The organism is Providencia burhodogranariea DSM 19968, from assembly GCF_000314855.2.
GTDB classification, from domain to species: domain Bacteria; phylum Pseudomonadota; class Gammaproteobacteria; order Enterobacterales; family Enterobacteriaceae; genus Providencia; species Providencia burhodogranariea.
This window is the reverse complement of the sequence record NZ_KB233225.1, coordinates 99,240-119,464: the sequence shown is the minus strand read 5'-3', so window position 1 is coordinate 119,464 and position 20,225 is coordinate 99,240. Positions and strand designations below refer to the sequence as shown.

16 protein-coding genes are annotated in these 20,225 nt (G+C 37.3%); 7 read left to right on the top strand and 9 right to left on the bottom strand.

Annotated features, from left to right (window positions below):
- Positions 1 to 76 precede the first annotated feature (76 nt).
- Positions 77 to 1,990 carry a molecular chaperone DnaK gene (gene dnaK / locus OOA_RS16450; protein ID WP_008913297.1) on the bottom strand — a complete coding sequence of 638 codons (1,914 nt, stop codon included), beginning with the start codon at positions 1,988 to 1,990 and terminating at the stop codon, positions 77 to 79.
- A gap of 340 nt (positions 1,991 to 2,330) precedes the next feature.
- Between dnaK and satP the strand changes: the two genes are divergently transcribed.
- The gene (gene satP / locus OOA_RS16445) at positions 2,331 to 2,897 is read left to right on the top strand and encodes an acetate uptake transporter (protein WP_008913296.1); all 567 of its coding nucleotides are present in this window, start codon (positions 2,331 to 2,333) and stop codon (positions 2,895 to 2,897) included.
- Positions 2,898 to 2,965: 68 nt separating this feature from the next.
- Here the strand turns inward: satP and mog are convergent, their stop codons facing one another.
- Positions 2,966 to 3,544, bottom strand: a complete 579-nt coding sequence (mog, locus tag OOA_RS16440) for a molybdopterin adenylyltransferase (protein WP_008913295.1) — start codon at positions 3,542 to 3,544, stop codon at positions 2,966 to 2,968.
- A 549-nt stretch (positions 3,545 to 4,093) separates the two neighbouring features.
- Here mog and OOA_RS16435 point away from each other — a divergent pair.
- Positions 4,094 to 5,497: a leucine-rich repeat domain-containing protein gene (locus tag OOA_RS16435; protein WP_008913294.1), complete on the top strand. Its 1,404-nt coding sequence runs from the start codon at positions 4,094 to 4,096 to the stop codon at positions 5,495 to 5,497.
- Positions 5,498 to 5,668: 171 nt separating this feature from the next.
- Here OOA_RS16435 and tal read toward each other — a convergent pair whose 3' ends face one another.
- On the bottom strand, positions 5,669 to 6,622 hold the full coding sequence (gene tal, locus OOA_RS16430; protein WP_008913293.1) for a transaldolase: 954 nt from the start codon (positions 6,620 to 6,622) through the stop codon (positions 5,669 to 5,671).
- 367 nt (positions 6,623 to 6,989) lie between these two features.
- Between tal and yaaA the strand changes: the two genes are divergently transcribed.
- Together yaaA and OOA_RS16420 are read left to right on the top strand one after the other, a co-directional pair.
- Entirely contained in the window at positions 6,990 to 7,766 is a 777-nt protein-coding gene (gene yaaA / locus OOA_RS16425) for a peroxide stress protein YaaA (protein ID WP_008913292.1), read from the top strand.
- A gap of 371 nt (positions 7,767 to 8,137) precedes the next feature.
- Complete coding sequence (locus tag OOA_RS16420; protein WP_008913291.1) at positions 8,138 to 9,133, top strand: aldo/keto reductase; 996 nt, start codon at positions 8,138 to 8,140, stop codon at positions 9,131 to 9,133.
- Positions 9,134 to 9,240: 107 nt separating this feature from the next.
- Here OOA_RS16420 and OOA_RS16415 read toward each other — a convergent pair whose 3' ends face one another.
- From OOA_RS16415 to OOA_RS16395, 5 genes are all read right to left on the bottom strand, one after another.
- Positions 9,241 to 9,663, bottom strand: a complete 423-nt coding sequence (locus OOA_RS16415) for a DUF411 domain-containing protein (protein ID WP_008913290.1) — start codon at positions 9,661 to 9,663, stop codon at positions 9,241 to 9,243.
- A gap of 76 nt (positions 9,664 to 9,739) precedes the next feature.
- Positions 9,740 to 12,871, bottom strand: a complete 3,132-nt coding sequence (locus OOA_RS16410) for a CusA/CzcA family heavy metal efflux RND transporter (protein ID WP_008913289.1) — start codon at positions 12,869 to 12,871, stop codon at positions 9,740 to 9,742.
- Between the two features lie 9 nt (positions 12,872 to 12,880).
- Entirely contained in the window at positions 12,881 to 14,143 is a 1,263-nt protein-coding gene (locus OOA_RS16405) for an efflux RND transporter periplasmic adaptor subunit (RefSeq protein ID WP_008913288.1), read from the bottom strand.
- 17 nt (positions 14,144 to 14,160) lie between these two features.
- Positions 14,161 to 14,508, bottom strand: coding sequence for a copper-binding protein (locus OOA_RS16400; protein WP_008913287.1), 348 nt, complete (start codon positions 14,506 to 14,508; stop codon positions 14,161 to 14,163).
- Positions 14,509 to 14,519: 11 nt separating this feature from the next.
- Complete coding sequence (locus tag OOA_RS16395; RefSeq protein WP_008913286.1) at positions 14,520 to 15,899, bottom strand: efflux transporter outer membrane subunit; 1,380 nt, start codon at positions 15,897 to 15,899, stop codon at positions 14,520 to 14,522.
- 159 nt (positions 15,900 to 16,058) lie between these two features.
- Here OOA_RS16395 and OOA_RS16390 point away from each other — a divergent pair, with 159 nt between their 5' ends.
- The 3 genes from OOA_RS16390 to OOA_RS16380 all read left to right on the top strand — a co-directional run bounded on the left by OOA_RS16390 (position 16,059) and on the right by OOA_RS16380 (position 18,736).
- Entirely contained in the window at positions 16,059 to 16,742 is a 684-nt protein-coding gene (locus OOA_RS16390; RefSeq protein ID WP_008913285.1) for a heavy metal response regulator transcription factor, read from the top strand.
- A complete protein-coding gene (locus OOA_RS16385; protein ID WP_008913284.1) occupies positions 16,735 to 18,123 on the top strand; it encodes a Cu(+)/Ag(+) sensor histidine kinase in 1,389 nt (462 codons plus the stop codon). Before OOA_RS16390 ends, OOA_RS16385 begins: the two co-directional genes overlap by 8 nt.
- 145 nt (positions 18,124 to 18,268) lie before the next feature.
- Entirely contained in the window at positions 18,269 to 18,736 is a 468-nt protein-coding gene (locus OOA_RS16380) for a hypothetical protein (protein WP_008913283.1), read from the top strand.
- A 190-nt stretch (positions 18,737 to 18,926) separates the two neighbouring features.
- On the opposite strand, the gene thrC is transcribed toward OOA_RS16380, so the two are convergent.
- Complete coding sequence (gene thrC / locus OOA_RS16375; RefSeq protein ID WP_008913282.1) at positions 18,927 to 20,222, bottom strand: threonine synthase; 1,296 nt, start codon at positions 20,220 to 20,222, stop codon at positions 18,927 to 18,929.
- Positions 20,223 to 20,225: the final 3 nt, after the last annotated feature.

The window sequence follows — 20,225 nt, the reverse complement described above, 5'->3', positions numbered from 1 at the left end:
AGTTTCCTCGACGCCCGTGCTCGGTATCAGTAACCATTAATAACCATTAGCAAGGTCACTGCGCCCGCTAAGGGCATTATTTTTTGTCTTTGTCGTTAACTTCTTCGAATTCAGCATCAACAACATCGTCATTTTTCTTAGCATCAGTGCCTGCATCAGCAGCACCAGCTTGAGCTTGTTGTTGTGCAATTTCTAGAAGTTTAGCTGAAGCTGTAACTAGAGCTTGGATTTTCGCTTCGATGTCAGCTTTATCTTCGCCTTTAGTTGCTACTTCTAACTCAGACAATGCTTTTTCAATATTCGCTTTATCTTCTGCTGGCAGTTTATCGCCTGCTTCTTCGATTTGCTTACGCGTGCCGTGAATCAGTTGATCAGCTTGGTTACGAGTCTGTACTAACTCTTCAAATTTACGATCAGCTTCTGCGTTTGCTTCAGCATCACGCACCATTTTTGCAATTTCTTCTTCATTCAGACCTGAAGAAGCTTTAATGGTGATTTTTTGCTCACGGCCACTGTTTTTGTCTTTCGCAGAAACATGCAAAATACCATCAGCATCGATATCAAATGTGACTTCAATTTGTGGCATACCACGTTGCGCAGGTTGGATACCATCTAAGTTAAACTGGCCCAGTGATTTGTTATCACCAGAACGTTTACGCTCACCCTGCAGAACATGGATAGTTACCGCAGATTGGTTATCTTCAGCTGTTGAGAACACTTGGCTATGTTTAGTTGGGATAGTGGTATTTTTAGCGATTAACGCAGTCATCACGCCACCCATCGTTTCAATACCTAAAGACAGTGGTGTTACGTCAAGTAACAGAACGTCTTTAACATCACCCGCTAATACACCGCCTTGAACTGCTGCACCGATTGCAACTGCTTCATCTGGGTTTACATCTTTACGTGGTTCTTTACCAAAGAAATCAGCAACAACTTTTTGAACCATAGGCATACGAATTTGACCACCAACTAAAATTACATCGTTGATGTCGCTTACGCTTAAGCCTGCGTCCTGCAGAGCAACTTTAACAGGCTCCATAGTACGTTTAATTAAATCTTCTACCAATGACTCTAATTTTGCACGAGTCACTTTGATATTCATGTGTTTAGGACCTGTTGCATCCGCAGTAATGTACGGCAGGTTCACATCAGTTTGTTGTGCAGAAGAAAGCTCAATTTTCGCTTTTTCAGCAGCTTCTTTAAGACGTTGCATTGCCAGCGGATCATTACGCAGGTCAACACCTTGGTCTTTCTTGAATTCTTCTACTAAGTAGTTGATCAAACGGTTATCAAAGTCTTCACCACCTAAGTGAGTATCACCGTTGGTTGCAAGAACTTCATACGTTTTTTCACCATCAACTTCATCAATTTCGATAATTGATAAGTCAAATGTACCACCACCTAAGTCATAAACAGCGATGGTGCGGTTACCAATTTCTTTGTCCAAGCCGTAAGCAAGCGCTGCCGCAGTTGGTTCGTTGATAATACGCTTAACATCTAAACCAGCAATGCGGCCTGCATCTTTTGTTGCTTGGCGCTGAGCATCGTTAAAGTATGCTGGAACAGTAATAACAGCTTCTGTTACTGGCTCACCCAAGTAATCTTCTGCTGTTTTCTTCATTTTTTTCAGAACTTCAGCTGAGATTTGTGGTGGAGCTAATTTTTGGCTTTTAACATCAATCCAAGCATCACCATTATCTGCTGCGATAATTTTGTATGGCATGATAGAAACATCACGCTGAACTTCTTCGTCTTGAAAACGACGACCGATCAAACGTTTGATCGCGAACAATGTATTTTCTGGGTTAGTCACAGCCTGACGTTTTGCTGGCTGACCAACTAAAATTTCACCATCTTGAGTGTACGCAATGATGGAAGGAGTAGTACGATCACCTTCGCTGTTCTCAAGAACGCGCGCAGTAGTGCCATCCATAATTGCAACGCATGAGTTAGTTGTACCCAAGTCGATACCAATAATTTTACCCATCTAAAACGCCTCCAAAGGAATTCTTTTTTATTCAATTTCGATATCAATCTATATGAGGCTCAATATTTCATTTTCAAGGGAGTTTTTACTCCAAGCCACAAATTTTTTTGCTTTACGCAATAATTTCGATTGATAACGAGGGATGCTTTAAAGATGGGGCCATAAATTCATTCATCAAGGGGATGATTTAAAAAAATTTCATATTTTTTCCAAAAAAACCTGCATTTCGATCATTGTTTCAACAACGAAAACTGCGTATGATTCGCCGCCGACTTGATTTAGCCGGCAAAGTAATTACATATTCATTTGAATTTTATGATTTTTTCTCACCAGAGGTTATATGCAATCTAGCTCTATTGCTAATCCGGGCCCCCTAGGTTTATTGGGCTTTGGTATGACAACAATTCTGCTCAATCTCCATAATGCAGGGTTTTTCCCTCTCTCATCAGTCATTTTAAGCATGGGAATTTTTTATGGTGGTATTGCTCAGGTGATTGCCGGACTTATTGAATATAAGAAAGGAAATACGTTTGGCGCAACTGCGTTTAGCTCATATGGTATGTTTTGGCTAACATTAGTTGGATTATTATTCTTACCAACAATGGGCTTAGCAGAAGCAACTGATCCTACATTTTTAGGTGTTTATTTGCTGATTTGGGGAATCTTCACTTTCTTCATGTTCCTTGGAACATTTAAAGCAAACTTTGTCCTACAATTCATTTTTGGTAGCTTAACTGTACTGTTTGCTTTATTAGCAATTGGTAATATAACGGGTAATGCGACCATTTTAACTGTTGCAGGCTTCGAAGGAATTATTTGTGGCGCCAGTGCATTCTACTTAGCGATGGCTGAAGTTCTGAATGAACAATATGGCAAGACAGTTCTACCTATTGGTCAGCGTAGTTAGACCGAAAAATTGATTTATGCTATCAGGTGAGCAACCTCACCTGATTTAGCATGGCGTGACTATTATTATTAAGAACGAATTGCAGATTTTGGCCTAAATGCTTTGACTATCGTCGGATCGGTTTCGACGTAAGGCCCATCAAGCAGTTGAATACAGTAAGGTACGCTTGCAAAAATCCCCGATACAATGACATTACCTTCCGCATCTTTTAGCCCTTCAAGCGTTTCCGCTATTGCTTTTGGTTGTCCCGGTAAATTCAAAATCAGTGCTTGATTACGAATAACCCCGACCTGACGCGATAGAATAGCCGTTGGCACAAACTTCAAGCTAATTTGACGCATTTGCTCACCAAACCCCGGCATTTCACGATCAGCTATTGCTAATGTAGCATCAGGCGTTACATCTCGTCGTGCAGGTCCCGTTCCGCCTGTCGTTAACACTAAATGGCAGGCAAACTCATCCACTAGCTCACACAATGTTTGTTCTATCATGATTTGCTCATCAGGGATCAGGCGAGTTTCAATACGAAAAGGGGTTGTGAGTGTTTTCGCAAGCCATGCTTCTAAAGATGGGATACCTTTATCCTCATAAATACCACTTGAAGCACGATCAGAAACCGAAACCAGACCTATGCGCAGCTCATCCATACAAACCTCAATAAGTAACTAATAGAAAGTGTCGTTTGCGCAGTAATCTCACAAACTACGCTCATAGATATGCTGAATATTATATCACACAGATACCGTATTTTAGTGCGAAGTATCGCGATATTTATTCGCTAAAAAGTAATCAAGAGCCAAACGAACATGGCTTGCTTAACACTAAAAAGTGCACACACCCATCATTTTAAGTAAAAATACTGTACAGACTAAAAAAACTAGACTATACATTATGTAATAATTAATAAATCAATAGATAACAACTAGGAATTAATACATATGAAAGCATTTAATACCGAAAGTTTATTATTGCTTGGAATTAATAACACCCCATAACGGAATAATAAATATTCGACTTTAAAAAGTATTCACGATAAAAGAATAGTTATCTGTGCACGGCCACATTTACAGCTAATTATCTTTACTACTCTCCTGTTTTTAACAATAAGATTAATAAAAACAAGGTTTACCTTTGTTATTAATCTTTAAAACATAAAATACATATTTATGTATTTCCATTTATAGGAAGGACATATCATGAGTAAAATCACATTTATAGATATTAATTTAGAATTAGCTATTAAAGAAACATTAGATTTAAATCCCGATGAAAATGTCACTACTGAAAATATTCTTCTCGTGAAATCATTAGTTGTAGTGAGTAAAGGGATTTTTTCATTATCAGGTTTAGAACATGCAGCTAACCTCCAAAAAATCACATTTACAGACAATAATATTATTTCCCTTGAACCACTTAAAGACTTGAATAAATTATTCAGCATTGGTGTCGCTGCTAATATTAATCTACCACTCGATGAAATATTAAAATTTGAAAAAATAACCGAACTTGATTTATCGCTTAACAATCAAATGATCGGTGACATAAAAAAATTATCTAATTTAACTGAACTAACAACATTATGGATCAATGATACAACGCTTACAGATGTTAGCTTTTTATCTTCATTAAATAAACTTGTTACCTTGCAACTTAATAATAATAACATTCAATCTCTATCATCACTTAATAGTAATGAATTAATTGGATTGTGGTGTAGAACAAACAACATAACAACACTTTCAGATGTTAAGAATTTTGGGAAAACGCAAAGAATAATGGCTTCTGACAATAATCTTGTCGACCTAAAATTTGTTTCAAGTATGAAATACTTAACACACTTATATGTAGATGCGAATAAATTAACATCACTACATGACGTTAACAATAAAACATTAACCTACATTAATGCAGCGTATAATAGTTTAACTAATTTGGATATTGATGATGCACCATCACTAGTGACGTTATTAGCACCTCATAATTCAATCAAAAACATTGATAATATCAACAGTATTCCCGCGTTAACCACTTTAGACCTCACAGAAAATAAATTAGTTGATATAAGTAATTTGGGGGAATTGAAAAAACTTTCAGTTTTATATACTCGAGAAAACCCTAATATTTCAAAATATTTTTTATTAAGTAATACATCGATGACACAATTAATTACCAATAATGGAGGTTTAAGCGATGAGTTAATAAAAACATTAGGCCAAAGTGATACATTAGTTTTACTTGGTGTAGCAGATTCAAATTTAACAAATGTTTCATTTATGAAAAACTATCCTGCGGTCAAAGTGTTATCACTTGACAGTAACAATATAACCGATTTAACACCGCTATCTACTCTCTCTTTGCAAACGTTATCTTGTAAGTTTCAAAAAATCACATTACCTGATGTCAAAAAAGGAGAATCAACAAATATTAAACTTTTTAATATTGTAGGTACTCCTCCCTCAATTATATTTAATACGTCAGGAAGTCTGAACAATTCTTTACTCGTCTGGGATAATAGTGGCAGTAATTCACTGACATTTTCCGATAAATTGTCTATAGGAGAGTTTGACGGGGAAGTAAGACAATTGGTGATCAACGCATAAAAATGTAAATTTTTATTGTATTAACAGATGGGTTAATTTTTTAAAACATAACAATATCCGTGATATTGATTTTAATATCACGGATATTTGCGTATCAGTAGAATCAATTGACCCTTAGCTGTTCGACTTTATACACTACTCTGAATTTTTTATCAGAAACAGTGGCAAAAGTTACAGCAGTTCTGCGATCATCTTTTCCAGTTTTTCTTGGTCGATTGCAAACTTACGGATGCCATCAGTCAGTTTATCAACTGCCATTGGATCTTGGTTATGCTGCCAATAGAACTGAGATTCAGTTAATTTCGCTTCAGGTTCTTGTGTTTTACCAGCATCAATAAGCTTACGGGTAACTTCACCTTGTGCTTCAGATAGCTCTTTGAGCAATGCTGGAGAGATGGTCAGACGGTCACAGCCTGCCAATTCCAGAATTTCACCCACGTTACGGAAGCTTGCGCCCATTACGACCGTTTTGTAGCCATGTGCTTTGTAGTAGTTGTAGATTTCAGTGACTGAAATCACCCCTGGATCTTCTTGCGGAGCGAATTCTTTTTTATCGGTATTGGCTTTGTACCAATCCATAATACGACCAACAAATGGCGAAATCAGGAAAACACCTGCTTCAGCACAAGCACGTGCTTGAGCAAAGGAGAACAACAGAGTTAGGTTACAGTTGATGCCTTCTTTTTCCAGTTTCTCCGCAGCACGGATACCCTGCCAAGTTGAGGCCAATTTGATCAGAATGCGATCGTTACTGATACCTGCTTCGTTGTAGAGTTTGATCAGATGACGGGCTTTAGTAATACAAGCTTCTTCATCGTAAGACAGACGTGCATCAACTTCAGTCGAAATACGGCCCGGAACTAATTTCAGAATTTCCAAACCAATGTTGACTGCAAGTTTGTCACAAGCGTCAATAACCTGTTGTTCACGATTATTGCTTTGCTTACGAGCCCACTCGACAGCTTCATCAATCAGCTTACGATATTCAGGAATTTGTGCTGCATTCAGAATCAAAGAAGGGTTAGTTGTCGCATCTTGCGGCTTATAAATCTTCATAGCTTCGATGTCGCCAGTATCAGCAACAACGGTGGTTAGATTACGTAGGGAAGTTAATTTATCGGTCATTTCATTAATCTCGTTGTTATACTCGCCATACTTCAAGTTCCATGGAGGTTGTATTCTATCAGCGACTCGAGTCACGTAGTTACCTATGCTCCCCGCGCTACCTTCGCTCTACGCCTACATGTAAATCGTATTATTTTGAGTATATAAAGGAATTGAGGCAAACGCCGCACCGTACACTGATAATATCACGCATCTAAGTTGCTGCAAGCGGCTAAAAGCAACTAATTGATGTGTAATCGTTTTCGTATGCTAAGTTTCAACTGAATCCTTTTAGCAACAAAATAGTTTTTTCCTATTCGATCAATTAACTATTTTGTATTAAATTTTGCTAAAGTGGTGCAAGTCATTTTTCTATAGGGACCTTGTCATGTTAATCACTATTTCACCCGCCAAAACATTAGACTACGAAAGCCCGGTAGCAACACAGACATTCACTCAACCTGAATTACTAAATGAATCACAGAAATTGATTAATGTCTGTCGCAAGCTTTCACCTGCGGATATCGCAACCCTAATGAAAATTAGCGATAAACTTGCAGGCCTTAACGCAGCACGTTTTGGTGAATGGCAACCAGATTTCAATCCAGAAAATGCTCGCCAAGCTATTTTGGCATTTAAAGGTGATGTTTATACTGGTATGCAAGCAGAAACTTTCTCTACGCAAGATTTCGAATTTGCACAACAGCATCTACGCATTTTATCTGGGCTATATGGCTTATTACGTCCACTTGATTTAATGCAGCCTTATCGTCTTGAAATGGGCACTCGCTTAAAAAACCCTAGAGGTAAAGATCTGTATGAATTTTGGGGCGATATTATTACTGAGCAGCTCAATAGTGCTATAGCGACCCAAGGTGATCACGTTCTAGTTAACCTCGCATCGGATGAATATTTTAAATCCGTTAACGCCAAAAAATTAGATGGAATAATAGTTAAACCCGTTTTTCTTGATGAAAAAAATGGCAAATATAAAGTCATTAGTTTCTATGCGAAAAAAGCTCGAGGATTGATGAGCCGCTTTATTATTCAAAATAAACTGAGTAAAACAGACCAATTAGCTGATTTTAATCTCGAAGGCTATCAATTTGATGAAAGCCAATCGAAGGGTAATGAATTAGTGTTTACTCGCTCTGAACAAAGCTAGCGAGAATATTTGCCCTCAAACAAGGCTAATTACTCGTAAATGGCTCATAACTCGACTTGATAAATATAGTCGAGTTATATGGCTCGCACATGCAGCCATTGCCCGGTTGTTTGACATCCTCCCCGCCCTAAAGTGAACTGCACCGCAAAAAACAGGTGAGCAAAGATAAATAAAAAAATGATAAGCATTAGTAGCCAAAGCAAAATGCTTATCTCAACCAAATGACCACAAATATGTTCATTTTTCATTCTCCATCACATATTCGTTAAAAACCTTTACTAACAAAAGGAATTAGCATTGATTCCTCAGATCACTCAATATATTTGTGCGAATATATTTCGGATCTTTTTACCAATCTTTGGAGGTGAATTATGCCTTACATCGCAAATTCTCATCGTTATACAGACATGGAATATCGCCTTTGTGGTCGTAGCGGGTTAAGGCTCCCTCTTATCTCTTTGGGTCTCTGGCACAATTTTGGTGAGAATAAACCGCAAGATAATTGCCGAGCCATGCTAAGACATGCATTTGATCATGGCATTACCCATTTTGATCTGGCTAATAATTATGGCCCTCCTCCAGGAGCCGCTGAAAGTCAGTTCGGTAGGATACTTCAGCAAGACTTTTTACCTTACCGTGATGAAATGATCATTTCATCAAAGGCCGGATTTACCATGTGGGATGGTCCTTATGGCGATTGGGGAAGTAAAAAGTATTTGATAGCCAGTCTAAATCAAAGCCTTAAACGAATAGGCATAGATTATGTTGATATTTTTTATCATCATCGGCCCGATCCAGATACCCCACTGGAAGAAACGATGGGAGCTCTCGATTTAATCGTACGTCAAGGTAAAGCTCTGTATGTTGGGATATCAAACTATCCTGAAGCTACCGCAAAAGAAGCAATAGATATCCTCAATCAACTTGGTACTCCTTGCCTCATTCATCAACCACGATACTCAATGTTAGTTAGAGAACCTGAGCAGGGGCTACTTGATGTACTTGAAGATGAAGGTGTTGGTTCGATCGCCTATTCACCTTTAGCGGGCGGTATACTGACCGATCGTTATTTGAATGGCATTCCTGCGGATTCGAGAGCAGCGGGTAATCCATCACTGCCACCAGAAAGACTAACATCAACTGTATTAGCTAAAGTGAAAAAACTCAATGAATTGGCACTTGGCCGAGGACAAAAGCTGAGCCAAATGTCACTCGCATGGATTTTACGCCATGACAGACTCACTTCTGTTCTTATCGGTGCCAGTCGAGTAAGCCAAATTGATGATGCCCTTGGCATGATGGCTAACCGCCAATTTACTCAAGAAGAGTTAAAAGCGATAGAAGTCATCTTAGAAGATGATATTTAAGCTATTCCCTTTTGTTTCAGAGCCTATGACATTAATTACGTAAAGTCATTTTAATTATAAGCACAGTTAACAAGCTAGCAACGTTACTGTGCTCCAATGACTATTCTTTAATAACGTTCACCATTCGTTTTGAAGGTAACCACTGAATACGGCTGGGTAGCACCACTCGGTTGTTCCATACCCAAACTACCAATTGGCATACCCGGCACTGAAATACCGATTGCATCATCTGGTAATGAATCAATTGATGCTAAATTACTCACTGGCACATGCCCTACAATTACCTTCCCTTTATATTTTGCAATATGGCAACTACGTAAGTCATAAGGAACTTTCAACTCATCATTGAGTTGATTTAACTCGTTGTAATCAACTTCATTAACAACCACGTTATAACCAGCCTTTTGGATTGCATCTCCCCATAATTGACAACAACCACAATTGACATCTTTATACAGCTCAACGCTCTCTACTTGAGATAAAGCAGAGAATGATAATAATAACATTCCACCTAACATAAATTTTTTCATTACAGCACTCCTCATAATCGAAATATTAATAAAATCGTTCAAACTTACAGTCGACATCAACCAAAAGTGTCATAGCCTAATTTCTATACTGATAAATCAATTTATATGCAGCCGGAATAATAAATAAAGAGAGCAATGGTGCAGTAATCATTCCACCAATCATCGGTGCCGCAATTCGGCTCATAACTTCAGAGCCAACCCCAGAGCCTAATAAAATGGGTATTAATCCCGCTAATATTACTGCTACGGTCATGGCTTTTGGGCGAACTCTAAGAACTGCACCTTCATATAAGGCATTATTCAAATCACGGGTGGATAATTTATCGATATTTTCCATTTTTTCTTTATCTTCAATGGCATGTCTTAAATAAATTAACATCACAACCCCAAATTCAGCAGCTACCCCGGCAAGTGCAATAACCCCAGTTCCTGTTGCAACGGATAAATTAAAATTCATCCAATATAAAAACCAAATGGCACCAATTAATGCGAATGGTAAGCTCAATAAAATAAGTAATGCTTCACTCAAGCGCCTAAATGCCAAATAGAGCAACACAAATATAATCATGATAGTTGCAGGAACCATTAACATTAGCTTTTGATTTGCACGCTCTAGCAATTCAAATTGGCCTGTAAATGAATAGCTCACACTCGGTTTCATCTGAATATTATCTTTAATTGCTGTATCGATATCAGAAATAACAGAAACCATGTCTCGGCCACGTGCATCAATATAGATCCAGCTGGTTGGACGCGCATTTTCAGTTTTTAGCATCGGAGGTCCCATTTGTACAAATACATCGGCGACATCACTTAATACTATTTGTTGTTTATTTGGAGTTAAAATCGGCAATGAACGCATTGCAGAAATACTATTTCGATAATCTTGAGGATAGCGAATGTTAATTGGATAACGCTCAATGCCCTCGACGGTTTCGCCAATCATTTCACCGCCTGTTGCCATTGATATATAAACTTGAACATCACTAATACTCATTCCATAGCGCGCCGCTTTTTCTCTATCAATTTTAACGTCAATATAACGACCACCAACAAGTCTCTCAGCTAAGACAGAAACTACCCCCGGCACGGACTTAGTCACCTTTTCTATTTCTTGAGCTAGCGCATCAATTTCTTCAAGGTTTTTCCCCGAAACTTTAATTCCAATTGGACTTTTCACCCCTGTTGATAACATATCAATACGATTTCTAATAGGAGGAACCCAAAGGTTTGCAACTCCCGGTAAACGCACAGTTTCATCGAGCTCTTCAATAATTTTGTCGATAGTCATTCCGGGACGCCACTGATCTTGCGGCTTTAATCGAATCGCTGTTTCTATCATTTCCATCGGCGCAGAATCTGTTGCTGTTTCTGCTTTTCCTGCCTTGCCAAATACCGTTTCAACTTCAGGAACCGTTTTAATTAATTTATCGGTATTTTGTAGCAAGAATGCCGCTTGTGCGGGAGATACACCCGGTAATGTTGAAGGCATATACAATAGATCGCCTTCATTTATCGAGGGAAGAAATTCCCCACCTAAATGCTTTAACGGCCATATCACGGTAAATAGCGACAGAAAACCAATTAATAATGTTGTTTTCGGCCAAGCCAATACTTTTAATAAAATCGGTCTATAGAGCGAAATTAACCAACGATTAAGTGGATTACTATTTTCATTAGGAATTTTTCCTCGGATCCAATATCCCATTAAAATTGGAATGACAATTAATGCTAATGCAGCAGCGCCAGCCATTGCATAGGTTTTAGTAAAAGCAAGAGGCCCAAATAAACGCCCTTCTTGCCCTTCTAAAGTAAAAATAGGAATAAACGATAGAGTGATAATTAATAAACTAATAAATAATGCAGGGCCAACTTCAACAGCTGAGTCAGTAATGAGCTTCCAGCGCTGCGCATTATCAAGTGTTTGACCTTCGTTTTGATGTTGCCACGATTCTAATTTTTTATGTGCGTTTTCTATCATAACAATGGCCGCATCGACCATCGCCCCAATGGCAATTGCAATGCCTCCAAGCGACATAATATTTGCATTTATTCCTTGGTAACGCATGATAATAAAAGCAATAAATAAACCAAGAGGTAAAGATATGATAGCGACTAAAGCAGAACGGATATGCCACAAAAACACAGCACAAACCAATGCGACAACAATAAACTCTTCTAACAATTTGTAACTTAAATTATCAATTGCATTATCAATCAGAATGCTTCTATCGTAAGTGGTGATAATTTCAATACCATCAGGTAAGCTAGCGCTAAGCTCTTTAAGCTTTTGTTTTACACTATCAATAACATCACGTGCATTCTCCCCTGAGCGCAGTAATATTATTCCCCCTACCACTTCACCTTCACCGTTTAGCTCAGCAACCCCTCGACGCATCTCGGGACCTTCTTGAATACGTGCCACATCTTGCAAGTAAATAGGCACACTTGTTGCCGAGGTTTTTAAGAAAATTTTATTAAAATCCTCCATCGATTGTAAGTAACCGCTCGCTCTTACCATATATTCAGCTTCGGCAATTTCAATCGATGCTCCCCCCGCTTCTTGGTTTGCGGCTTCTACTGCTTGTTTAATTTCAGCTAAAGTAATTGAAAATTGTGTTAATTTTAATGGATCAACAATGATCTGGTAGGATTTAACAACACCACCAACAGTTGCAACTTCAGAAACATTCGGCAATGCTTTTAATTCATATTTAAGAAACCAATCTTGCAAAGAACGTAATTCAGCTAAATTATGTTTTCCTGTTTTATCCACTAAAGCATATTCAAAGATCCAACCTACTCCTGTAGCATCAGGGCCAATTGATGAAACTGCGCCTTTTGGTAGCTTAGCTTGAACTTGATTTAAATACTCTAATACCCGAGAGCGAGCCCAATACAAATCGGTATTGTCTTCAAAAATCACATAAACGTAAGAATCACCAAATGCAGAAAATCCTCTTACGGTTTTCGCACCGGGCACAGATAACATGGTTGTAGTAATCGGATAAGTGACTTGATTTTCGACAATTTGAGGAGCCTGTCCCGGATAGGTTGTTTTAATAATAACCTGTACATCCGATAAATCAGGCAATGCATCGACCGGGGTATTTCGAATACTCCATATCCCTGCTATCACTAAGAAAAATACGCCCATCAATACTAAAAAGCGATTAGCGACTGACCGTCTGATAATCCATTCCAACATAACCGATTCCTAATGTGTATGTAATGAGGACTGAGCCGATTGTTGTGGATCAGGAAGTGGGGCCATTCTTTCTAAAGCTCCCGAAATATTAGCTTCAGAATCAATAAGAAAGATCCCTTGGGTCACAATATGTTCCCCAACCTGTACACCGTCAGAGATGGCTGCTATTTGTTGAGATTCATTAATTCTGCGGATCTTCTTAGGGATAAATTCACCATTTTCACCCACCGCAATAACATGCTGTTCTTTCCCTGAATCTACGATTGCTTGAGAAGGAATTAACATGCTTTCCTTGCCTTGCGCGACCAAATTTAAATAAGCTGTCATTCCGGGTTTAAGTAAATTTTCATCATCATTAATTTCCGCACGAATACTGATAGTCCGGCTGGTAATATCAGCGCTAGGTAAGACAATCCAATTATTCACTACAAATTGATGTGTTGGATAAGCAGGAATTGAAACGAAAAAAGTCACGTCATTAGTCAATAATTCAGCGGCGGATTGGGATAGAGATGCATTAATCCATAATGGATTTGTTCCTTGAATTTGCGCTATTACACCTTCTTTTGTGACATTCATACCTTGTCGTAAATTTAATGCTGTAATCACACCTGATATTGGTGCTTTAATCACAAAACGTGTTTGCACTTTCCCTGAACGAATTAATTGCGCAATATATTCTTCAGGCATTCCATTTAATCGTAACCGTTCGATGACACTATTTAATTCATTTTTCGTTGAACCTATCTGTTTTAAAGCTAGGTATTCACTCTGCGCTTCGACCCATGCAGGTATAGTTAAATCAGCAATAGGCGTACCTTTTAAAATTCGCTCGCCGATTGCTAGAGGGTAAATTTTTTCAATAAAACCATTTTCTCTAGCTTGAACAATAACAAATTGGTGATCATTGAAAGCAACTTCAGCAGGAAATGTTAAGTCATAGTTTAGTTTTCCCCACTTCACATCAACGGTTTTAACTCCCAAGTTTTGAATTTGTGCTGGATTAATAGTAATGCCTTTATTATTTATAGAAGAGACATTCTCATCTTCATATTTAGGTACTAAATCCATATCCATAAAGGGAGATTTACCTGATTGGTCGAACTTTGTATTGGGATACATAGGGTCATACCAATACAAAACTGTACGTTCCTTAACTTCAATTTCTTCGCTACTTTGTTCAATGACAAAAAAATGGCGATAGAAAAAAATCGAAACGGCACTCGATAAAAGAACAACCAAGAATAATTTAATGAAATTAACTAGTGACATAACATTTCTCTATCTATTTAATTTGTCTTTTCGACTGATTTCAATAATGAAATATTGCCTTGCTGGATAAATGAAAATTTCACTTCGTCATCATCCTTAAGGCCATTAATTATTTGGTCATTTTCATATGTAAATCTCATTGTCATTGGTGGCCAGCCAATACTCGGTATTGCGTCATGATTTATCGTTAATTTTTTATTTTCTGTATCAATTGAAATTAATTTTCCCTTGGAATCAATAACTGACTCTACTGTTTTCGTCATATCCATCGAAGCTGAATGATTATGTTCATGGGTATTTGCATATCCCACAACTGAAAAAAAGGTTATTGATAAAACAAAAACTGCTTTATTTAATGTCTTCATGTATGACCTCATTATTCTATTGATCCACCACCAAGCGCAGAGAACAAATTAACTTCATTCTTCTGCTGCTCTATTTTTAACAACAATAAATTTTGTTTTCCCGTGAACAAATCTCTTTGTGCATCAAGGACATTTAGATAGCTTAAGCCACCATAACGGTAACTCACCTGCTTTTGAGCTAGGATGTTATTTAACGTATTAACGTAGTTTTCTTGGGCGACAAGCTGTTTTTCCAAACTCGATTTCATTGTTAAGGCATCTTTCACTTCTCTAAATGCGACTTGAATGCTTTTCTCATAATTAACAATCGCTTTATTCTTGCGAATAATAGCGAGATCTAAATTTTTACTATTTTTCCCACCCGTAAAAATAGGCAATGTTATTTTTGGTAAGAAATTCCAAATACCATTAGATGAATCAAATAAACCTGATAATGAATCGTTGCTGCTGGTTATACTGCTATTAAAGGAAATCGAAGGAAAAAAGGCCGCACGAGCTACACCAATATTGGCATTCTCTGATACGATGCCTTGCTCTGCCGCCATCACATCAGGACGTTTTAATAAAATTTCAGAGGGGATATCTAACGGCATACCAATAGGCTGATAGTCAGATAAACTAAAACCTATTTTTTGGCTGTAATTATTTGTCAGAAAATCCACCAGATTTTCATTACGTGCAATGTCACTTTTAATTTTTTCAATTGTGATATCAATAGATTGCACTTGGCCTCTGGCTTGGTCTAAATCTGAAATATTGGCTTGTCCTGCAAGAACCTTTTGTTTCACAATAGATTGGCTGTTGAGGTAATTTGTCTTGGTATCCTGTGCAATTAAAAGTAATTGCTGGTTATAAACCACATCAAGATAAGCTTCTGCGACAGTTTTTATTGTTATAATTTGAGTCGCTCGATTCATTGCTTGCGAAGCTAAAAAACTCGCCTTATCAGCTTCAGAAAGATTTTTTATCCGACCAAAAAAATCTAATTCATAACTAATATCCACACCTGTGTTATATTTTTTCTCTAATGAACTATCGCCATTCAAGCTTCGGCTGTAGTCCCCGCCAAGGGAAGACATAACTTGTGGATATTTTTCAGCCTCTGAGATACCAAAACGCAATCTAGCCTCTTCAACATCTAAAGCCGCCAAATACATGTCATTATTTTTATTGAGCGCCAGCTGAATTGTCTGTTGCATTTGAGGATCAGTAATAAATGCTTTCCAGCTTGGTGTGATAAAACTAGGGTTCATACTACGAGCCAATGCAATGGATTCATTTTCTATGTTGTTAGGAACTTGGAGGTCAGGACGCAAATATTGAGGAGCCAGTGATACACATCCACTGAGCAATAACCCACTAATTATTATTACTATTTTCGGGTAATACATGGTGTAGCGATACCTCAACATTGATCCGTATTTTCGCTATAGTAAAAAAACGTTCGTGTTAGGTTCATGACATGAAAATGACAAATTTGTCATTTTACATTTTAGGACTTCAATGCTTAGAATGAGATTGTATATATCTATCGCACTGTTGAGGTTATTGTGAAGTTACTCATTGTTGAAGATGAACATAAAACGAGAGAATATTTATCAAAAGGTTTAACCGAGTCTGGTTTTATCGTTGATGCGATTGAGAATGGGATCACAGGCCTACACATGGCATCTACAGAAGAGTATGATTTGATTATTCTTGATGTCATGCTTCCAGATATTAATGGTTGGGATATTGCAAAGAATTTACGTAATTTAGGGAAAAATACACCGATATTAATGCTAAGTGCATTGGGTAATGTTGAACATCGAGTAAAAGGCCTTGAGATTGGTGCAGATGATTATTTAATTAAACCTTTTGATTTCTCTGAGCTGTTAGCACGAGTCAGGACATTACTTCGTAGAGGTAATAATACTATTCAAAAGGTACAATATAATATTGCTGACCTACACGTTGATGTCATTAAAAGACGCGTTACTCGCGCAAATGACAAAATAATTTTAACTAGCAAAGAATTTTCATTACTTGAGTTTTTTATTCTACACCAAGGTGAAGTTTTATCTCGCTCCCTTATCGCTTCAAAAGTATGGGATATGAATTTTGATAGTGATACTAACGTTATTGATGTTGCGGTTAAAAGGTTACGTTCCAAAATTGATTTGGATTATGAACCTAAGCTAATCCATACGGTCAGAGGAATGGGATATCTATTTGAGCTTCCACACGATGAATAATTTATTTAAATCCCCTATTTCTATTTCAACCCGACTTATTTTTCTGATTAGTATTACTTTTTCTCTCGCATTACTGTTATTTAGTTGGATCATGATTAACTCTGTTGTGTTGCATTTTAAGCAACAAGATGAATATACGTTAAACCAAGTCACTTTGGCTATTTGCAACTTATTAAGCGAAAATAATGAATCGGATAATGCAAAACTCACTCGTATAAAAACAATTATTGATGAACATCAAGATATTGTTGTTTACCTTGATGATGGAAAAGGCAATATTTTAACATCACCTAATGCGAGTAGTGAAATCATTCATCGACTAAAAGAATATAATCCTGAGAAAGATAATAGCGAAGAGTATATTAATAGTTATCGATTAATGGAGTCTTTCATTGATATCAATATCGATAACCAACCTAAGCAATATCGATTAGTCACCGCATTGTCGTTGAATTTTCATCATGATTATTTAAATTCATTAATTAGAAATCTTGTGATTAGTGCTATCGCATTGTGTTTATTTACGATTTTTATTGTTTATATTTTAGTGATCAATGGATTAAAACCGCTTAAAAATGTCAGTAATAAAATAAAAGCTGTTACTTCGGAAAATTTAAGTATTCGCTTAGATCCTACTACCGTTCCTAACGAATTAAAGCAGCTAGCGATGTCATTCAATCAGATGCTGATTAAGATAGAAGATGTATTTGTTCGACAAACCAATTTTTCTGCCGATATTGCTCATGAAATGCGCACTCCAATTACCAATTTGATGACAGAAACACAGATCTCATTAAGTAAGGACCGTACCAAAGAAGAGTTAATTGAAGTGTTGTATTCGAACCTTGAAGAATATAGCCGGCTTTCTCGTATGATTTCTGACATGCTGTTTCTTGCTCAGGCGGATGACAATATGCTAATTCCAGAAAAAAAACAAATAGATATCAAAACAGAAATATCATCAATCCTTGATTACTTTGAATTTTTAGCCGATGAGAATGAAATAAAACTTAAACTAATTGGCAGTGCCAAACCTATCTTAGCAGATAAGGAAATGCTAAGAAGAGCTATAACAAATTTAATTTCTAATGCTATCCGTTATACCCCTAAAGGGGATTATGTCACGATTAATATTGCCAGTATTAAAGATTACATTGAAATAATTATTAGTAACCCAGGCGCTCAAATCTCTAAAGAACACTTGCCTAAGCTATTTGACCGCTTCTATCGTGTCGATAAATCAAGACAACGAAAAAATGAAGGAAGTGGAATTGGATTAGCAATTGTTAAATCAATTATACTGGCACACAAAGGTACAATTAAAGTTGAGTCTGATGAATATTCAACACGCTTTACTTTACATTTACCTAAAAACATATAATAGTGTAAAAAACAGACACGCATCAGATTAAAACACCAAAAAAACAGTAATATGGCAAAATTGTCATCTTACTGTCAGCTTTTAGTCAGAGTTTATCCCTTATTATCGTTATAACAGATATCGTTTAACTTAATAGGGAAAAATCATGAAAAATATTATTGTCGCAGTTGGTGTGATTATCAGCGCGATTAATCTTGCTTATGCTCAATCCGAGATTGATATTCATAAAAATACAGCAATTGCATTAATGTTTACAGAAAATAATATGTCCGCAGCTAATCAAATTGCCGTAAAAAGTCATTTAGCAAAAGCCGGGAGCAATACCAATGAAGTGATCCATCAAGGTAGAACATTTTCTGAGCTTGATACCAATGAAAAAGCCGCTGTCGCACTAACCTTTACCAAAAATAATACCTCACCTATGATAGAAAAAATGCTCACACAGCATCAGAAGCAATCTGCAAACTTTATTAAAAGCCAACCACAAACAGCAAAGTTGTTTTCTGATATGAATCAACATGAAAAAGCCATTGTAATGTTGTCTTTTAATAAAAACAGTGGTGCTTCTACCATTCAAAATGAAATTAACTACCATCTTAAACAAATCAAGTAAACGTTAATTTATTACCCTAGAGCCATATTAGCGAGTATTTATTAATATGGCTTTTTATCTAAAACTAAATACTCATAAATTAACAAGAGATATCATAAGATGATCTTCTTACACTTTATTTTTTATTAAAAACGGAAGCTTAGGCTTCCGTTTGAAATAAATACTAATTGTACTATTTGAGCATTATTATTTACTGCTTAGGTGCAAGCTTCATTAAGAATTTACGTAATTGTGCGAAATCAGATGGCAAGAAATGTGATAATAAAGGTAAATCTGCTCTCTCTGCTAAAGCTTGCGGTAAAGGCAACTCCTTATTCAGGATCTCCTCTACGCTCTCTTTAAATTTAGCAGGATGCGCAGTACCTAAGAAGAGACCATATTCCCCATCTTGCAGTTGATCACGCAATACACGATAAGCAATAGCCGCATGAGGCTCTGATATATAACCTTTTTTATCAAGCTCACGTACCGTGTCTTTGGTCACTTCATCGCTAACAACACCATGACCAAGATCTTTTAAAGACCAACCTTTACGGCTAAACAACTCTTCAATACGCGGCCAGTTATTTGGCTGGCTAACATCCATCGCATTTGATAACGTTGCCACTGTTTGATGTGGTGCCCATTCGCCGTTATCAAGATAACGAGGAACAGTATCATTGGCGTTAGTTGCCGCGATAAAACGCTTAACCGGTAGCCCCATAACTTTAGCCAATAGCCCCGCAGTTAAATCACCAAAGTTCCCACTTGGAACAGAAATCACCAGATGTTCGCGCTTTTCAGCAGGAATTTGAGCGACTGCTTCAAAGTAATAACAAATCTGAGCGAGTAGACGACTGATATTGATCGAGTTAGCAGAGTTCAAATACAACGCTTTTTTAAGCTCTTCATCATCGAAAGATTGCTTAACCAGTGCCTGACATGCATCAAAATCATCTTTAATTGCAACGGTATGAATGTTCTCACCCAGTGTGCAGAAAAGCTTCTCTTGCAATGGACTTATCTTACCTTCCGGATACAAGATAACAACTTGAACATTATTCAGACGATAAAATGCATGCGCTACTGCGGCGCCAGTATCGCCTGATGTTGCTGTCAAAATAGTAACAGGTTGATTACCTGCGACTTTCCCTAAAACTTGTGCCATAAAACGGCCACCGAAGTCCTTAAAGGCTAAAGTCGGACCATGATAAAGTTCTAATGTTGCAACGTCTGGCTCAACTTGGGCTACAGGTGCAGGGAATGCAAATGCTTCCTTAACTAGAGCCTTAAGCTCAGATTCGGGGATCTCATCACCAATAAATGCGGTTAAAATACGGCTACTACGGGTGACGAAATCCAGTTTCAGTAACTCATCAATTTCAGCGGCATTAAATTCTGGGAGATCTTGCGGAAAAAATAGACCTTGCTGCTTGCCTAGTCCTTGTTTAACCGCCTGCGCGAAGCTAACTTGCTCACTATTATCTTTCAAATTATACAGTTTCATTCT

Excerpts from the sequence above, each read along its gene's own strand:
- dnaK (WP_008913297.1), bottom strand. The coding sequence starts at position 1,990 with ATGGGTAAAATTATTGGTATCGACTTGGGTACAACTAACTCATGCGTT.
- satP (WP_008913296.1), top strand. The coding sequence starts at position 2,331 with ATGCAATCTAGCTCTATTGCTAATCCGGGCCCCCTAGGTTTATTGGGC.
- mog (WP_008913295.1), bottom strand. The coding sequence starts at position 3,544 with ATGGATGAGCTGCGCATAGGTCTGGTTTCGGTTTCTGATCGTGCTTCA.
- OOA_RS16435 (WP_008913294.1), top strand. The coding sequence starts at position 4,094 with ATGAGTAAAATCACATTTATAGATATTAATTTAGAATTAGCTATTAAA.
- tal (WP_008913293.1), bottom strand. The coding sequence starts at position 6,622 with ATGACCGATAAATTAACTTCCCTACGTAATCTAACCACCGTTGTTGCT.
- yaaA (WP_008913292.1), top strand. The coding sequence starts at position 6,990 with ATGTTAATCACTATTTCACCCGCCAAAACATTAGACTACGAAAGCCCG.
- OOA_RS16420 (WP_008913291.1), top strand. The coding sequence starts at position 8,138 with ATGCCTTACATCGCAAATTCTCATCGTTATACAGACATGGAATATCGC.
- OOA_RS16415 (WP_008913290.1), bottom strand. The coding sequence starts at position 9,663 with ATGAAAAAATTTATGTTAGGTGGAATGTTATTATTATCATTCTCTGCT.
- OOA_RS16410 (WP_008913289.1), bottom strand. The coding sequence starts at position 12,871 with ATGTTGGAATGGATTATCAGACGGTCAGTCGCTAATCGCTTTTTAGTA.
- OOA_RS16405 (WP_008913288.1), bottom strand. The coding sequence starts at position 14,143 with ATGTCACTAGTTAATTTCATTAAATTATTCTTGGTTGTTCTTTTATCG.
- OOA_RS16400 (WP_008913287.1), bottom strand. The coding sequence starts at position 14,508 with ATGAAGACATTAAATAAAGCAGTTTTTGTTTTATCAATAACCTTTTTT.
- OOA_RS16395 (WP_008913286.1), bottom strand. The coding sequence starts at position 15,899 with ATGTATTACCCGAAAATAGTAATAATAATTAGTGGGTTATTGCTCAGT.
- OOA_RS16385 (WP_008913284.1), top strand. The coding sequence starts at position 16,735 with ATGAATAATTTATTTAAATCCCCTATTTCTATTTCAACCCGACTTATT.
- OOA_RS16380 (WP_008913283.1), top strand. The coding sequence starts at position 18,269 with ATGAAAAATATTATTGTCGCAGTTGGTGTGATTATCAGCGCGATTAAT.
- thrC (WP_008913282.1), bottom strand. The coding sequence starts at position 20,222 with ATGAAACTGTATAATTTGAAAGATAATAGTGAGCAAGTTAGCTTCGCG.